We start from the raw sequence: 15,531 nt of genomic DNA, 5'->3' as shown, positions 1-15,531 counted from the left end.
GGCGGTCCCCCTCCCCGCGTAGCGGGAAGGCACGAGAATAAGGGAGTAAAGGCGTGGAACAACGCAAGCCAGGTTGGATCAATTATTTCGGCTGGGGTTCCGGCGATATGCTGGGCGCCGGCGCGCAGGCGGTTATCACCGGCTGGCTGTTCTATTTCTTCACCACCTTCTGCAGCCTCAGCGCCCTGCAGGCCGGCGCCATCCTGGCCCTGCCGCGCCTGATCGAGGCCGTGACCTGCCCGCTAATCGGCTATGTCTCGGACAATCTGCGCCACACCTGGATCGGCCGCAAAATCGGGCGGCGCAAGATCTTCCTGATCATCGCCCTACCCCTGCTCCCCAGTTTCGCCCTGATCTTCATGACCGGGCATAGCTTTCACTACTATCTGATCACCTTCGTCTTCTTCGAATTCCTCTACACCATGTTCCTCATCCCGTGGGAAACGCTGGCGGCGGAAATGACCAAGGACTACAAGGCGAAGGCAAAATTCGCCGGTGCCAGAATGGTAGTCGCGCAATCCTCAGCCATCCTCGCATCCATCCTGCCGACCCTGATCATCGATCATTTCCACTTGAGGGATTCGCCTAATACCTTCCTGATCATGGCGGCAATCTTCGGCGTGGTATTCTCTGTTGCCGTGTTGATTGTCCTGAAGACGACATGGGAGCGGCCCTATACCGAAGCAGAAAAGGAGATCCGGCCGCAACCGATTGACTGGTTCACAGTATTGATGATTCCGGTGAATATGTTCCGGGACCTATTCTCGACGCTCCGCGTGCGCGCTTTCCGTCAGCACCTGAGCGTCTATCTTGGCGGCTATATCTCCCAGGACATTTTCAACACTGCATTTCCAATATTCGTGGCCACCGTGATGATGGGCGCGACTCTGCTTATCTCGCAACTGATGACAGCCATGTACTTCGCCCAGTTGATTTCGGTGATGATCGCAATTTACGTCGTGATCCGCACCGGCCCGACTGTCGCCTATCGTTGGGCGATTGGCGCGTTCAGCCTGGGCCTCCTGTTATTCCTGGTGTTTTATCTGGTCCGACCGTTGGGTTTCAATGCTGGATTGACAGCGTTGAATGGTAATATTTTCGGTGCGCTGAACCCTAAGGCCCTCAGCTTGAATCCCATGCTTGCTTTATGGCTGTTCGTACCGATCCTGCTGGCTGGTCTTGGCCGCGGCACGCTCAACTTTGTGCCGTGGAGCGTCTACAACTACCTGCCCGACGTCGATGAAGCCGTGACCGGCCAGCGCCGCGAGGGCATCTTCGCGGGCGTCATGACCCTGGTTCGTAAGCTCGCACAATCCGGTGCTGTGCTGGCAACGGCGTGGCTTATCGATATCGGCGGCTATATCTCGCCCAAGGACCATCCGGGCCAGGTTATCGCCCAGACACCACAAGCCATCCACGCCATTGTCCTGGTCATGGTCGGAGGACCGATCCTGGTCATGGTGTTGGGCGCGATCATTTCATGGAAGTTCCGCCTCAATGCCAGAACCCATGCCGTGCTGATACACGAGGTCGAACGCCTGCGCCACGGCGCCACGGCGCCGGAGTCGGAGGAAAGCGGTCGCATCGTCGAGGACCTAACCGGCCGCAGCTATGCCCGTCTGTGGGGTCGAGGATAGACGATGTGTCAGTATCTGGGCAGGCTATGCCGGCTGCGCGCTCGTGTTCGCGCGTCGCGGCATCAGCAAGGCGATGCTGGCGGCCAATATCCAGTAGGTCAGAAAGCTCGCGGCCAGGGCGGCGTTCCCCCAACTGTGGACGGCATAGAAGCGCGACGGATCGGTCCCGAAATACAACGAGGGAACGAAGGCAAGATTGATCAGAGCGATCAGGTAACCGAACCAGCGGATCCAGGCGGGCAATAGCCGGCCCGGTGCGGCGGCGTATCCCGCCGCGATCAACAGAATCAACGTAAGCAAACGTTTGATCGGTCCGTGTGCGAGCATATTGGCGTGGGCCAGAGGGCCGTCTGTGGTCGGATCGAGACCGCCCTGGGGCGCACCGAAGACCACACCGGCTTCCAGCGACGCGGTCATGAACGCAATGGCGACGAAGATGAAACCGGCGCCCGCAAACAGCAGGGCCGGAAATTCCGCGGCCGGCGACGAACGGCGTGCCAGATGGCTGAAGCCCGCCATGAACACCAGCAATCCGGCGCAGGTGAACAGACTGAGCAGAATACGTGTGAGGACGTTCCACACGGGCGGCGGACCGCTGTAGATGAAATAGAGCGGAATCACGACCAGTACCGTGGCCATCATTAAAATTCCGGCCAGAGCCGTCACTATGCGAACAGGTTTATCGTCCATATCAGCCTCCCTTTTTTTAATTGTGTATATGGTACACTGTTTTTTGTCAATGCTATAGCAGGGAACGGGTCGCCTTTGACGATGCCGGATGGAGACAGATGTGGCGCGGCATAATTCGGCTGACATCCATGACACGGGCGCGTCGTTCGACCTGCTGTGGGGGACTCCGACTCCGCCGCGTCGGGGCCCCAAGCCGTCGTTTACGTTGGACGACACAATCCAGGCGGGAATTGCCATTGCCGACGCCGAAGGCCTGGGCGCCATCACCATGAATCGGGTAGCCGTGAAGACGGGCGTTACCACCATGGCGCTTTATCGCCACGTCCCGGGCAAGTCGGCCCTAATCGACCTGATGGCGGATGACATAATGAAATATCCGCCGGAACTTTCCGGAGGGGACTGGCGGGCCGATATTTCGCGGTGGGCGCATGCAAATCTGATTCTGATCCGGCGCCATCCATGGCTGTTCGACGTCATGAGCACGCGGGCCGCCGTGGGACCGAACTGGGCGCGCTGGCTTGACGCCGGCTTGCAAGCCCTGGCGGGGCTGCCCTTGTCAGCAAGCGAGATGTTGGCTGTCCTGATGTTGGTCGACGGTCACTTTCGCGCTTCGGCGCAGGTGATGGTCGGCGCCAAGGCAACCGCCGAATGGGCAAGCAATTTCGGCCGGATGCTGCATCGAGTAACCGGCGACGAAAGCTACCCGGCCCTGACCGATATGGTCATCACCGGTCGGTTCGCAGAGCCGGGGCTGGATCTTGACGGCATGTTCCAGTTCGGCCTCGACCGTCTTCTCGACGGTGTGGAAGCCTTCGTCGAGGCACGCCGTGCCTGAGATCGTCTCCCCGGCGCAAGCCGGGGAGACGCCCACAAACTATTCGACCGAGACGACCACGACCGACTTGGCGGGCAGGGTCAGGGTCAGGGTACTACCTTTTAGCTTTCCGCCTTTATAGGTCACCGGCATAACCGTTGCCGGCTTGCCGATGGCATTGTAGGCGTCCATCTTGTCCGAGGTCATGACCGTGCCCGAGACGTTCTTCGCCTTCAGCGTACCGAGATCGATGGTCAGGGTGACCTCGTCTTCCGGGTCCATATTGCTCAGGCCGATCCACGTCTTGCCGTCCTTGCCCTTGGCCGCCGAGGCATTGACCGCCGGGATGGTCTTGCCGCCAAGCGTGAAGTTCGGCGAGGTGATATCGAGCGGCAGGGCCGTCGAATCCTGGAACGGCACGTACATCTTGTAGGCATAGTAGGTCGGCGTCAGGGCGATCTGGTCGCCCTCGGTCAGGATCATCGCCTGCAGGACGTTGATCGTCTGGGCGATCGCGGTCAGGCGCACACGATCCGTATGATGGTGGAAGATATTGAAATTGGCCGCCGCCAGGACGCCGTCGCGCAGGGTGTTGAGCTGATACAGGTGGCCGGGATTGGTGCCCTTTTCGACATCATACCAGGTGCCCCACTCGTCGACATAGAGGCCGACCTTCTTTTCCGGATCAGCCGCGTCCATTACGGCGATCTGCTTTTGCAGCAGGTCTTCCATGCGCAGGGTCTGGGAGAAGGTATCGACCCAGTCCTGTTGCGAGAAGCCAGTGGCCGGACCCTTATGACTCCAGTCGCCGGTCGGCAGAGTGTAGTAATGCAGGCTGATGGCGTCCATGCGGCGCGGGCCGACATCGCGCATCATGACTTCGGTCCAGTGGGTGTCGAAGCTGTTGGCGCCCGACGCGACGCGGACGGCCGGATTGTCCGAATTCTTGTGGAAGAAGGCGTTGAAGCGCTTGTATTCGTTAGCATAATATTCCGGCGTCATCTCGCCGCCGCAGCCCCAGCTTTCGTTGCCGATGCCGATCACCGGCACCTTAAAGGGTTTGTCGCGGCCATTGGCGCGGCGTTCCTGGGCCAGGGTATCGTCGCCCGGCGAGGTCATATATTCGATCCATTCGCGCATTTCGGTCGGATCGCTGGAGCCGGCATTGATCGAGACATAGGGATCGGCGCCGACCTGTTCGACAAAGTCCATGAATTCGTGCGTGCCGAAGGCGTTGCTTTCCGGTGAACCGCCCCACCAGTTGTTCTTGCGCGACGGACGCTTGTCGCGCGGGCCGATTCCGTCGCGCCAGCGGTATTCGTCTGCGAAACAACCACCCGGCCAGCGGATGATCGGCACATGGGCGTCTTTCAGCGCATTCACCACGTCGGAGCGGATACCGCGGACATTGGGGATCTTCGAGTCTTCACCGACCCAGACGCCGTCATAGATGCCACGGCCGAGATGTTCGGAAAACTGGCCGTAGATATAGCGGCTGATCGGGGCGCCGGGCTGGTCGGCCTTCAGTGTAGCGCTCGCCTGCAGGGTTTTGGCGTCTACCGGCAAGGCAAAGACGGCGGCGACAAGCGCGAGGGCGGTCAGGGTACGAAACATGGCATTTCCTGGGACTGTTATCGGGCATTATTTCTGATTAGGAACCCTGTCTTATATTGTCCTACAATTAAAGTCCAGCCCATGAAATGTTTGATAATGATTTGTCTTGCGCGATAATGCATAGTGCTCAAATGAACAGATTTTTGCTCCTGGTGGCGATGGGGTGGGCTATGGCAACAAGCACCATGGGCGCGGACCTGACCTTGTATGACGGTGGTGCCGTGCCCGTCATCATCCACGACGATCGGCCGACAGCGACCCTGGCCGCGGATATGCTGGCCGGCGATATCGAAGCTTTGACCGGTCAAAAGGCGCGAACCTCGACGCATCTGAGCGATTGTACCGGCGTGTGCATCCTTATCGGTCCGGCGGATGCGGCCGTCGTCAGGCAGATGATGCGTGAGGAAGGTGTCGTGCTGGAGGATTTGTCGGGACAGTGGGAACGCTATGAGCGGCGGGTCATTCCGTCAAAGCGCCATCCCGGCCGGACCTATGTCGTCATTACCGGATCGGATCGGCGCGGCGCCGTCTGGGGCGTCAGCGATCTCAGCCGTGAACTGGGCGTGTCGCCATGGTCGTGGTGGGCCGATGTGACGCCTCGCCGTGTCACGCATTTGTCCATAGATGGCGAGCCGGTCGTGTCGGCCGCGCCGGCGGTGAAATATCGCGGCGTCTTCCTCAATGACGAGGATTGGGGGCTGGAACCCTGGGCGGCGAAGACCTTCGATCCGGCCTATGGCAATATCGGGCCGAAAACCTACTCCCGGGTCTATGAGCTAATGTGGCGGCTGAAGGCCAATACGATCTGGCCGGCCATGCACGATGTGTCATCGCCCTTCTACCGCGATCCCAACAATGCGAAACTGGCCGATGCCTATGCCATCGTCGTCAGCACTTCGCACGCCGAGCCGATGGGGCGCAACAATGTCCGCGAATGGGATGAGAAGAAACGCGGCCCGTTCGACTGGACGCAAAACCGCGCCGCGATGCTGGACTACTGGCGACAGCGGGTTGGAGAAACCAAAGATTTCGAGACCCTGTACACAATCGGCCTGCGCGGGCTGCACGATGGCCCGCTGCAGGGCGCCGATACGGCGCAGGCGCGGCGCGATATCATGGCCGAGGCGATCGGTGAACAGCGGCGGATGTTGCCGGCGGGCGCGGCCCAGCAGATGGTGCTCTATAAGGAGGTGCTGGAGGCCTACAGCGCCGGGCTGAAGGTCCCCGACGACGTCACCCTGGTCTGGTGCGACGATAATTACGGCTATATCAGCCGCCTGCCTGATGCGGCCGAACGCAAGCGCAGCGGCGGGTCGGGCGTCTATTATCACCTGTCCTACTGGGGGCGGCCACACGACTATCTGTGGCTGGGCACCACCCATCCCGGATTGATCCGCGAACAGATGGGCCGGGCCTATGCGACAGGGGCGCGGCAGATCTGGATCGCCAATATCGGCGACATCAAGCCGGCCGAATATCTGACCAGCTATTTCCTCGACCTCGCCTTTTCCGGCCGGTTCGAGGAGACACCCAAGGCCCATCTGCGCGTCTGGATGGCCGAACAGTTCGGCGATGCCGCGGCCGATGAGGCCACGAACATCCTGATGGGCTATTACGACCTGGCCTTCGAGCGGCGGCCGGAATTCATGGGTTTCAGCCAGACCGAGCCGACGACGCCGGTCAGGCCCAGCGACTATGTCCAGGGCGACGATCGCGAGGCCCAGGCACGGATAGCCGCCTATGACGGTTTGGTGAAGCGGGCCAAAGCCCTGGGCGCAGCCCTGCCCGCCGATCGCCAGGACGCCTTTTTTGAACTGGTCCTGTATCCGGTGCGGGCGGCGGCCAATATGAACACCCGCACGCTGAAACTGGACCTGGCGGCACTGTATGGGCGCAATGGCAGAACTGCATCGAGCCTGGTCACGGAAGCCCGAGCGGCCCACCAGGGCATTGTCGCTGATACCGCCCTTTATAACAGTCTGAACGACGGCAAGTGGCGCGGTATGATGGATATGGCGCCAAGGCGCCAGGCGGTGTTTGCCGAGCCGTTGTGGCCGGATTATCCGCAAGGCACTTCCGGAACCGTCCGGCGCGGCAATCCCGACCGGGTCGTGGTGCCGACGGCGGAGACGCAGGGCTTCGAACGGATCGACGACCTGGGCAGCCAGGGCCAGGCCTTGCGCGCCCCGCTGGACGGAACGGCGGCCAGCGCGACCTACAGCTTCACGGCCACGGAAGGCGGCGGCGTGATCCGCGTCGTGGCGTTGCCGACCCATGCCCTGACAGCCGACGGCGGCGTGCGGGTCAAGCTGTCGCTCGATGACGGCCCGGAGCAACTGGTGGATTTTGCCACCGTCGGGCGCAGCGATCAGTGGCGCTTCAACGTGCTGAGCAATACCGCCATCGGCGAAGTAGCGCTGAAATATATCGCCGCCGGACCGCACACGATCAGGCTGACCGCGCTCGATCCCGGCGTCATCATCGACCGCGTCGAGATCGATCTCGACGGCGCCATGCCGCACTATGGCGTGCTATGGAAGCGGCCATGACGACTTTCAATGTCCGTAACTTCGGCGCCCGGGGCGGTGGTGTCACCCTCGACGGTGACGCCATCAATGCCGCCATTGCTGCGGCGGCCGGCGGCGGGACCGTACTTCTGCCGGCCGGGCGCTATCTCAGTTTTTCACTGCGCCTGATAAGCGGTGTGACCCTGCATCTGGCCAAGGGTTGCGTACTGGAAGCCGCCGACCCGCGCCGTCACGCAGGTCGGTACGACCTTCCCGAGGACAATCCGTGGGACCTGTACCAGGACTTCGGCCATAGCCATTGGCGCAACAGCCTGATCTGGGGCGACGGGGTCGAGGATATCGTCATCGAGGGCGCGGGCATTATCGACGGGATCGGCCTGACACGCGAAGGTCCAGGTTCGCAATGGCGCAAACAGGCAGGCGAGTTTCCACTCAGCATGCGCGGGCTGTCGGCCGAGGTTATGGCGGAACTGGCGCCCGAGGTATCGGCCATGCAGGGTCTGGGCAACAAGACGCTGGCCTTTCGCGATTGCCGGCGGGTGACGGTGCGTGACCTCACCATCGTCCGTGGCGGACATTTTGCGCTGCTGGCGACGGGGGTCGACGAGCTGCTGTGCGAGAACCTGATCATCGACACCAATCGCGACGGCATCGATATCGATGGCTGCCGGCGGGTGAGGTTAAGCGGCTGCCAGGTCAATACCCCAAATGACGACGCGATCGTGCTGAAAAGCTCCTTTGCCCTGGGGGAGAAGCGAGCAGTCGAGGACGTGACGATCGACAATTGCCGGGTCAGCGGGTTCGACCCCGGCACCATGATCGACGGCACTTTTGGGCGGACGCAACTCTTGTCACCGGACCAGGACCGCGTGACCGGGCGGATCAAGATCGGCACCGAATCGTCGGGCGATTTCCGCCGTATCGCCATACGCAACTGCCATTTCGAACGCGCGCGCGGCCTGGCGCTGGAGACGGTCGATGGCGGGGTGATCGAGGACGTGACGGTCGACAATGTGACGATGAACGAGGTGACGACGGCACCGCTGTTCCTGCGCATCGGCGCGCGTTTGCGGGCTCCGGAAGGCGCTGTACCCGGCACGATCCGGCGGGTGTCGATCAGCCATCTGACGGCGACGAATATCCTGCCGGATTATTGTGCCATGATCATGGGCCTGCCCGACCATCCGATCGAGGACGTGGTCCTGCGCGACATCCGGCTAAGTTATCGCGGCGGCGGGGTTGCGCCGGACAGCATGCCCGGCGAACTGGCCGACGCCTATCCGGAGCCGTCCATGTTCGGCGTCACGCCAGCCTGGGGTCTGTGGGCGCGCCACGTCCGTGGCCTGTTATTGGAACGGATCGAGATGACCACAGTGGTTCCCGATGCAAGGCCGGAAACCATGTTCGAAGACGTTGAATAGAAGGTGTTAACCGCAGATTTCGCAGATTAGCGCAGATTTTTTCAGCCCGTCGCAATAGACAGTGCAACACGTCGACCTAAGGATCGCTTTGCGATCGAACATCCCCATAAGAGCGCACAACACGTCCGATAACGCTCTGAAAAATCTGCGCTAATCTGCGAAATCTGCGGTTAAAACACCTTAATCTATGCGCTCAGCATGTTGCCGATGCCTATGACCACGGTCGAGGCCAACAGGGTCGCAATGCCCAGCCAGACAATACCCTTGGTCTTGCCCGATGTACCCTTCCATTCCTTCAGCGCGAAGCCCCACAGGGTCGAGAACAGGATGATCGAGCCCATGTGCAGCGTCCAGGACGAGAAACCGAACCTGCCCATCTGGCTTTCGCCCATCGAGTAGAAGAAGAACTGGAAGTACCACAGCGTGCCGCCGAAGGCTGCCAGCAGGTAGTTGGTCAGCAGCGGTATCTTGGTATCGGAAGCGATGATCGGCTTGCCCACCCACTCCGATGCCGACTTGTTCTTGAGGATCAGATAGCCACTCCAGATCAGGTTGGTCAGGAAACCACCGATCAGCACGACGCACAGGACCGGCAGGCCGACCCACAGAGGGCCGGTGCCTGCGGCCGCACCGAGTGCCTTGATGGGCGCGCCGGCGTCGAGGCCGAAGGCAAAGAAGGACGACATGACGCCGCACAGAATGGCGACCATCAGGCCCTTGGTCAGGTGGAATTCGCTCATGCCCTCTTTTTCGCCGGGCACTTCCTTCTCCTTGGCGTGGCCGGCCCAGGCGACGATCAGGATGCCGACGACGACCAGGGCGATACCGGCAAAGGTGTAGGTGCTGCCGGCCTTGGCGGCGACCGCACCCAGTGTGCCGTTAAATAGCGGAGGCCCCAAGGTACCAATGACGGTGCACAGGCCCAGGGCCACCGCCATACCGAGCGACAGGCCGAGATAGCGCATGGTCAGGCCAAACGTCAGCCCACCGATCCCCCACAAGGCGCCGCAACCGATGCATTTCAGGATGACGTCGGGCGGTGTCTTGCCCAGCACACCCAGGAGGTCGTGGGTCTGGAAGGAGGCGAACAGCCACGGCGCGATCACCCAGGAGAAGATCCCGCCGGTCAGCCAGAAGATCTCCCACGACCACAGGCGGATTCGCTTGTAAGGCACGTAAAAGCTGGCCGAGGACAGACCGCCCAACCAGTGGAAAAAGACGCCCAACAATGGGTTCATAGAGTAGATCCCTTTCTTGCCCTACGCTTCGCTACTTGAGGGCTAAATCCTATATAAACGTTCGGCGTTCGCCGCGAACATAGCGTCCCGTTCTTCGCGGCTGAACTTGGCTGTCAGCTCGTCAAAAGTGGTCAATTGGCGTGCATAGCTGTTGAACAGCTTGTCGGTCGGAAAATCGCTGGCGAACATCACCCGCGAAGTTCCGAAGATATCAATTGTGTCGAGGATCAGATGGCGGATCGATTCTGCCGTCCAGTTGCGGTCGACAAAACCGAGGCCGGAGATCTTGACCGCCACCTGGGGCAGCTGCGCCAGGGTCTTCATGCCCGACCGCCATCCCTCCAGGCCATCGCTCAATACCGGCATGCCCATATGATTGATCATCACCGGGACGCCGGCATGCCGGCGCGCCAGGTCAAAGGCCTGCTGCATCTGGTTGGGATAGATCTGCAGGTCGAAGGAAAGGCCATATTTCTCGAGCAGGCCATAGCCGTACGCCGTCGCGGGATCTTCGAGCAGGTTCGATGGCGTATAGCTGTAACGCGGGTCGGGGTGCCAGTTGAGGATATGGCGGATGCCGCGGACATTGCGGCTTTGGACGTGCTGCGCCAGCAAGCTTTCGACATTGGGATCGTTGAGCGCCGCAAAGGCGACGATGGCATTTGGTATGCCGCCCTCGTCAGCCAGGGACTGCAGCCAGCGCGTTTCGGCCACAGCATCGTCGGGGTGGGCGCCGGCGTCGATATGGACGGTCTTGGTGACAGGGAAACCAGCCGCATCAGCCAGGTAATCGGCCGGGCCATAGTCACGGGCAATCGGCTCGACGCTGCCGTTGGGGCCGTCGTCGGAAAAGGGTGGCGTCAGCCACGGATAACGCAGCCGCGACAGGTGCCAGAGATGGATATGGGCGTCGACAAAACGCTCTATGGTCATGGCCCTCGCCCTGCGGTCGGGACCATTTGTCCCATTTATTATAACGCGACCATACTATGTGGGATCAATGAGTCAAGTCTTCACAAGGCTGGCATAATGTTTCATATGATACTACACTGTCTGAAAACGGGCTTTCGCCTTGCGCGAAATCAGCCTAGAGCACTTCCGATCAGGTTGATCGGGAAGTCCTCTAGGCTCATGTTTTGTCGCGCTTCTTATCCGAAAAGTGGCATCCACTTTATCGGGAAGCGCTCTAGTTGACGTTTTCGGAGGCGCGCCATGGACACGAATTATCTCAGCGGGTTCGGCAATCAGTTTGCCAGCGAAGCCGTAGTCGGCGCCCTGCCCCAGGGCAGTAATTCGCCGCAAAAGGTGCCGTTCGGCCTCTATGCCGAGCAGTTTTCCGGTACCGCCTTCACGGCGCCGCGCAGCGACAACCGCCGTACCTGGTTTTACCGCCTGCGCCCGTCTGCCGGGCACCCGCCATTTGCGCCCTATGCATCCGGCGGACTGTGGCGCTCGGCGCCGATCGTCGAGCCGCCGACGCCCGACCGCCTTCGCTGGTCGCCCCAGGCCTTTCCCGACGGCGAGGTCGATTTCATCGACGGGCTGACCACCTTTGCCGGCAATGGCGATGTGGCGACACAAGGCGGCGTTGCCGTGCACCTCTATGCCGTGACAGCCTCGATGAACGACCGCGCCCTGATGAACAGCGACGGCGAAATGCTGATCGTACCGCAACAGGGGGAATTGCGCGTTGTGACCGAGTGCGGGGTGATGACTGTGCCACCACTCTCCATCGCGGTGATCCCGCGCGGGCTGCGTTTCCGCGTCGAGGTCACAGGTCCGTCGCGCGGCTATGTTCTGGAAAACTACGGCGCGCCCTTCCGCCTGCCGGAACTGGGCCCCATCGGCGCCAACGGCCTGGCCAATGCACGCGATTTCGAAACACCGGTGGCCGCCTTCGAAGATGACGATAGCCGGTACGAACTGGTGCAGAAATTCCAGGGTGGACTGTGGACGACGACCCTGGATCATTCGCCGTTCGACGTCGTCGCCTGGCACGGCAATCATGCCCCCTACCGTTACGACCTGCGCCGTTTCAACACCGTAAATACGGTCAGTTTCGACCATCCCGATCCGTCGATCTTCACCGTCCTGACCTCTCCGTCGGAGCTGCCGGGCACGGCCAATTGCGACTTCGTCATCTTTCCGCCGCGCTGGATGGTGGCCGAGGAGACCTTCCGCCCGCCGTGGTTCCACCGCAATATCATGAGCGAATTCATGGGCTTGATCGAAGGCGCTTATGACGCCAAGGCTGACGGCTTCGCCCCGGGTGGCGCGTCTTTGCACAATTGCATGAACGCCCACGGCCCCGACAAGGCCAGTTACGACAAGGCCGTCGCGGCCGAACTGAAGCCGCACAGAATCGACAACACCATGGCCTTCATGTTCGAAAGCCGCTGGGTCCTGCGGCCAACGACCTGGGCCATGGACAGCACAACGCGCCAGGCCGATTACAGCGCCTGCTGGGACGGATTTGAGAAGGCGATACTTAGATGATCGACGAAACCCACGATCCCGCACGCACCAGTTGGGTGACAGGCAGCCAAGGCCATAGTGACTTTCCGATTCAGAATCTGCCGTTCGGCCTGTTCAGCCCGACCAATGAAGCGCCGCGTCCAGGCGTGGCCATCGGTGATTTCATCATTGAGCTGGAAGCCCTGGCCGAGGCCGGCCTGATCCAGACCGCGCCGCGGGACCTGACCGACGTTCTGGGTACGCCGGCGCTGCGTCGCACCCTGCGCCGCCAGATGTCGAAACTGCTCAGCGATCCTGTCTATCGCGCCGTGGCCGAGCCCTATCTGCACCGCGCCGCTGACTGCACCCTGCACCTGCCCGTGCGCATCGGCGACTATACCGACTTCTATGTCGGCATCCATCATGCCGGCGCGGTCGGCGCCCTGTTCCGGCCCGACAATCCCCTGCTGCCCAACTACAAGCACGTGCCGATCGGCTATCACGGCCGCGCCTCCAGCGTGCGCCCCTCAGGCGTACCGGTGGTGCGGCCGCACGGTCAGACCAAACCAGCCGACAGCGATGTACCGGTGTGGGGCGTCAGCAAACGGCTCGATTTCGAGCTCGAAATGGGCATCTGGATCGGTGGCGGCAATGCGCTGGGCACCAGCGTTGCTATCGATCAGGCGCGTCAGCATCTGGCGGGGCTTTGCCTGCTCAATGACTGGTCGGCGCGCGACGTCCAGGCGTGGGAATATCAACCGTTGGGGCCATTCCTCGCCAAAAACTTCCACACCACCGTCTCCGCATGGGTGGTGACGGCTGAGGCGCTGGAGCCCTTCCGTATTTCTGCCATGCCGCGTCCTGACGGCGACCCGGAGCCCCTGCCCTATCTGCGCGGCGACGATCCAAAGGCCGCCTATGCCATTGCGCTAGATGTCCGCCTGCAGACAGCCACCATGCGCGACCAGGGCCTGGAGCCCGAAACCATCAGCACCAGTTCGGCGCGCGACGCCATGTACTGGAGCTTCGACCAGATTATCACCCATCACGCCAGTAATGGCTGCAACCTGACAACGGGCGATCTGTTGGGCACTGGCACCCTGTCCGGACCCGCGCCCGAACAGGCCGGCAGCCTGCTGGAACTGAGCCACGGTGGCAAGCTGCCGATCGAACTTAAGTCGGGTGAAATGCGCCGCTTCCTTGAGGACGGCGACGAGGTGTGGTTGACTGGCCGGGCGCAGGCGAACGGGTTTGTCAGCATCGGGTTTGGTGAATGCCGCGCGCGGATCACGGGGTAGGACAAAACCATGTGCGGGCATGACGACGAGTTTCCACAAGCCGGTCGGCGGCGCATCATTGTACCGGCGGCCGCGGCACAGTTGGGTACCGACATGCCCGACTACGAGACCGAAGGCCTGAAGCAGCTGTCGCCCGGCGCGGTGTTCATGATGGGCGACAATCCGGCCCTGCCGCGCATGCCCGATGCGCCGACCCTGCTCGACTTTTTCCGCCACCGATTCCTGCTGCTTGGCGCGACCGGGCGCCACCTGCTGATCTCGGCCCAGAAAGCTCTTGAGGCCGGGATGGATGATCATGTCGTGCTGGCCGTGCTGCTGCACGATATTTCCAACACCTGCCTGATCCGCTCCGACCATGGCTACTGGAGCGCCCAGATGATAGCACCCTATGTCTCCGAAGAGGTCGCATGGGCGGTGCAATATCACCAGGCGCTGCGCTATTTCGCCGACGAGCCCAACGGCTATCCGTATCCCAAGAATTACGACCGCTTTTTCGGTGAAGACTACGTCCCGCCCGACTATATCCGCCACGATGCCGAGTTTGCCCGGGGCCACAGGTGGTACATGTCATCGCGCCAGGTGACGATCTTCGATACCTATCTGTTCGATGCCGGCCCGTTACCTGACGTGGCGATGTTCGAAGACATTATCGGCCGCCATTTCAAGACGCCCTCACAAGGGCTGGGCTTTGATGGCTCACCGGTCGCCCATATGTGGCGCAGCATGATCTGGCCGAATAATTTTCTTTAAGGAAGAGCCAATGTTTGTAAGACATGGTTTCGCACCCTCCTCCCTGTGCGAAGCATGGGGAGGAAGGTGATAGTTATGATCTGGTGGTGAGGCGGCCTGAATGAAGTTCCTGAAACTCGACGGTTTTGTTGCCGCCATGCTGGGCGCAGTGTTGCTGGGACTGCGGTTCCCGGCGTTGGGCGTCAAGGGCGGAATCCTGCATCTCGATATCGTCACCGCCATCGGCATCGCCATCGTCTTCTTCCTGCACGGCGCCAACCTGTCGCCCGAAGCGGTAAAGGCAGGGGCCGCGAACTGGAAACTGCATCTGTTCGTCCATCTGTCGACCTTCGTGCTGTTTCCGGCCATCGGCTTTGCAGTGTTTTTCGGCACCTCCGCCTGGCTGCCCGAGGACGTACGGCTGGGCTTCTTCTATCTCTGCGCCCTGCCATCGACCATTTCGTCATCGGTCGCCATGACCGCCCTGGGCAAGGGCAATGTACCGGGCGCCGTGTTCGACGCCACCCTGTCCGGTCTGATCGGCATGGTCATGACGCCATTTCTGGTGTCGATTGTTGTCTCCACGGGCACCGGCCACAGCCTGCCGCTGCTGCCCGCCATCCTGGACGTTGCGCTTAAGCTGCTGCTGCCCTTCGTCGCCGGTCAACTGTGCCGGCCCCTGCTCAAGGCTTTTATCGCCAGGCACAAACCGTGGATCACCAAGGCCGATCGCACGGTCATTCTGCTGATCGTCTACGGCGCCTTCTGCGAATCGACGCAACAGGGAATCTGGAAGGACTACAGCCCGTGGATCCTGCTCGGCATCGCCCTGATGGTCGGCGCGCTGCTGGCCGTCGTTCTGCTCATCACCCGCCATGCCGCCCGTGCGTTCGGTTTTCCGCGCGAAGACGAGGTCGCCGGCGTATTTTGCGGCTCCAAGAAGAGCCTGGCCAATGGCGCGCCGATCGCCGCGGTGTTATTTGCTGGCAATCCGGCCATGGGTATGATCATGCTACCGATCATGCTGTACCACCAGTTGCAGTTGATCGTGTGCAGTGTGCTGGCCCGGCGCTACGCCGAAGCAGCCGAAAAAAGCGTCGTAAATTAA

The 15,531-nt window shown here is 61.3% G+C and carries 12 protein-coding genes; 8 read left to right on the top strand and 4 right to left on the bottom strand.

The window, feature by feature from the left end; translation table 11 throughout:
* The first annotated feature begins 53 nt into the window (after window positions 1–53).
* Window positions 54–1,637, top strand: coding sequence for an MFS transporter (locus AC1DXO_RS14680; protein ID WP_476978915.1), 1,584 nt, complete (start codon window positions 54–56; stop codon window positions 1,635–1,637).
* 24 nt (window positions 1,638–1,661) lie between these two features.
* On the opposite strand, the gene AC1DXO_RS14675 is transcribed toward AC1DXO_RS14680, so the two are convergent.
* Entirely contained in the window at window positions 1,662–2,327 is a 666-nt protein-coding gene (locus AC1DXO_RS14675; RefSeq protein WP_476978914.1) for a hypothetical protein, read from the bottom strand.
* A gap of 100 nt (window positions 2,328–2,427) precedes the next feature.
* Between AC1DXO_RS14675 and AC1DXO_RS14670 the strand changes: the two genes are divergently transcribed.
* Complete coding sequence (locus AC1DXO_RS14670; RefSeq protein ID WP_476978913.1) at window positions 2,428–3,162, top strand: TetR/AcrR family transcriptional regulator; 735 nt, start codon at window positions 2,428–2,430, stop codon at window positions 3,160–3,162.
* A 39-nt stretch (window positions 3,163–3,201) separates the two neighbouring features.
* Here the strand turns inward: AC1DXO_RS14670 and AC1DXO_RS14665 are convergent, their stop codons facing one another.
* The gene (locus AC1DXO_RS14665; RefSeq protein ID WP_476978912.1) at window positions 3,202–4,755 is read right to left on the bottom strand and encodes an alpha-N-arabinofuranosidase; all 1,554 of its coding nucleotides are present in this window, start codon (window positions 4,753–4,755) and stop codon (window positions 3,202–3,204) included.
* Window positions 4,756–4,925: 170 nt separating this feature from the next.
* On the opposite strand from AC1DXO_RS14665, the gene AC1DXO_RS14660 reads away from it, so the two are divergent.
* Window positions 4,926–7,304: a glycosyl hydrolase 115 family protein gene (locus tag AC1DXO_RS14660; protein ID WP_476978911.1), complete on the top strand. Its 2,379-nt coding sequence runs from the start codon at window positions 4,926–4,928 to the stop codon at window positions 7,302–7,304.
* Window positions 7,301–8,704, top strand: a complete 1,404-nt coding sequence (locus AC1DXO_RS14655) for a rhamnogalacturonidase (protein WP_476978910.1) — start codon at window positions 7,301–7,303, stop codon at window positions 8,702–8,704. Before AC1DXO_RS14660 ends, AC1DXO_RS14655 begins: the two co-directional genes overlap by 4 nt.
* A gap of 185 nt (window positions 8,705–8,889) precedes the next feature.
* Here AC1DXO_RS14655 and rhaT read toward each other — a convergent pair whose 3' ends face one another.
* Entirely contained in the window at window positions 8,890–9,942 is a 1,053-nt protein-coding gene (gene rhaT / locus AC1DXO_RS14650; protein ID WP_476978909.1) for an L-rhamnose/proton symporter RhaT, read from the bottom strand.
* A gap of 42 nt (window positions 9,943–9,984) precedes the next feature.
* Complete coding sequence (locus AC1DXO_RS14645) at window positions 9,985–10,875, bottom strand: amidohydrolase family protein (protein WP_476978908.1); 891 nt, start codon at window positions 10,873–10,875, stop codon at window positions 9,985–9,987.
* A 279-nt stretch (window positions 10,876–11,154) separates the two neighbouring features.
* Here AC1DXO_RS14645 and hmgA point away from each other — a divergent pair, with 279 nt between their 5' ends.
* The 4 genes from hmgA to AC1DXO_RS14625 all read left to right on the top strand — a co-directional run bounded on the left by hmgA (window position 11,155) and on the right by AC1DXO_RS14625 (window position 15,531).
* Complete coding sequence (hmgA, locus tag AC1DXO_RS14640; protein WP_476978907.1) at window positions 11,155–12,438, top strand: homogentisate 1,2-dioxygenase; 1,284 nt, start codon at window positions 11,155–11,157, stop codon at window positions 12,436–12,438.
* The gene (gene fahA, locus AC1DXO_RS14635; RefSeq protein ID WP_476978906.1) at window positions 12,435–13,694 is read left to right on the top strand and encodes a fumarylacetoacetase; all 1,260 of its coding nucleotides are present in this window, start codon (window positions 12,435–12,437) and stop codon (window positions 13,692–13,694) included. The genes hmgA and fahA overlap by 4 nt, the downstream gene beginning before the upstream one ends.
* A 9-nt stretch (window positions 13,695–13,703) precedes the next feature.
* Window positions 13,704–14,444, top strand: coding sequence for a hypothetical protein (locus AC1DXO_RS14630; protein ID WP_476978905.1), 741 nt, complete (start codon window positions 13,704–13,706; stop codon window positions 14,442–14,444).
* Window positions 14,445–14,544: 100 nt separating this feature from the next.
* Entirely contained in the window at window positions 14,545–15,531 is a 987-nt protein-coding gene (locus AC1DXO_RS14625; protein WP_476978904.1) for a bile acid:sodium symporter family protein, read from the top strand.

The organism is Asticcacaulis sp. P2_C5, assembly GCF_056404555.1.
This window is presented reverse-complemented; position numbering and strand designations above follow the sequence as displayed.

Bases quoted from the DNA above. Each gene is read 5' to 3' on its own strand.
- rhaT (WP_476978909.1), bottom strand. From the start codon at position 9,942: ATGAACCCATTGTTGGGCGTCTTTTTCCACTGGTTGGGCGGTCTGTCC.
- AC1DXO_RS14630 (WP_476978905.1), top strand. From the start codon at position 13,704: ATGTGCGGGCATGACGACGAGTTTCCACAAGCCGGTCGGCGGCGCATC.
- AC1DXO_RS14645 (WP_476978908.1), bottom strand. From the start codon at position 10,875: ATGACCATAGAGCGTTTTGTCGACGCCCATATCCATCTCTGGCACCTG.
- fahA (WP_476978906.1), top strand. From the start codon at position 12,435: ATGATCGACGAAACCCACGATCCCGCACGCACCAGTTGGGTGACAGGC.
- AC1DXO_RS14675 (WP_476978914.1), bottom strand. From the start codon at position 2,327: ATGGACGATAAACCTGTTCGCATAGTGACGGCTCTGGCCGGAATTTTA.
- AC1DXO_RS14660 (WP_476978911.1), top strand. From the start codon at position 4,926: ATGGCAACAAGCACCATGGGCGCGGACCTGACCTTGTATGACGGTGGT.
- AC1DXO_RS14655 (WP_476978910.1), top strand. From the start codon at position 7,301: ATGACGACTTTCAATGTCCGTAACTTCGGCGCCCGGGGCGGTGGTGTC.
- AC1DXO_RS14665 (WP_476978912.1), bottom strand. From the start codon at position 4,755: ATGTTTCGTACCCTGACCGCCCTCGCGCTTGTCGCCGCCGTCTTTGCC.
- AC1DXO_RS14625 (WP_476978904.1), top strand. From the start codon at position 14,545: ATGAAGTTCCTGAAACTCGACGGTTTTGTTGCCGCCATGCTGGGCGCA.
- hmgA (WP_476978907.1), top strand. From the start codon at position 11,155: ATGGACACGAATTATCTCAGCGGGTTCGGCAATCAGTTTGCCAGCGAA.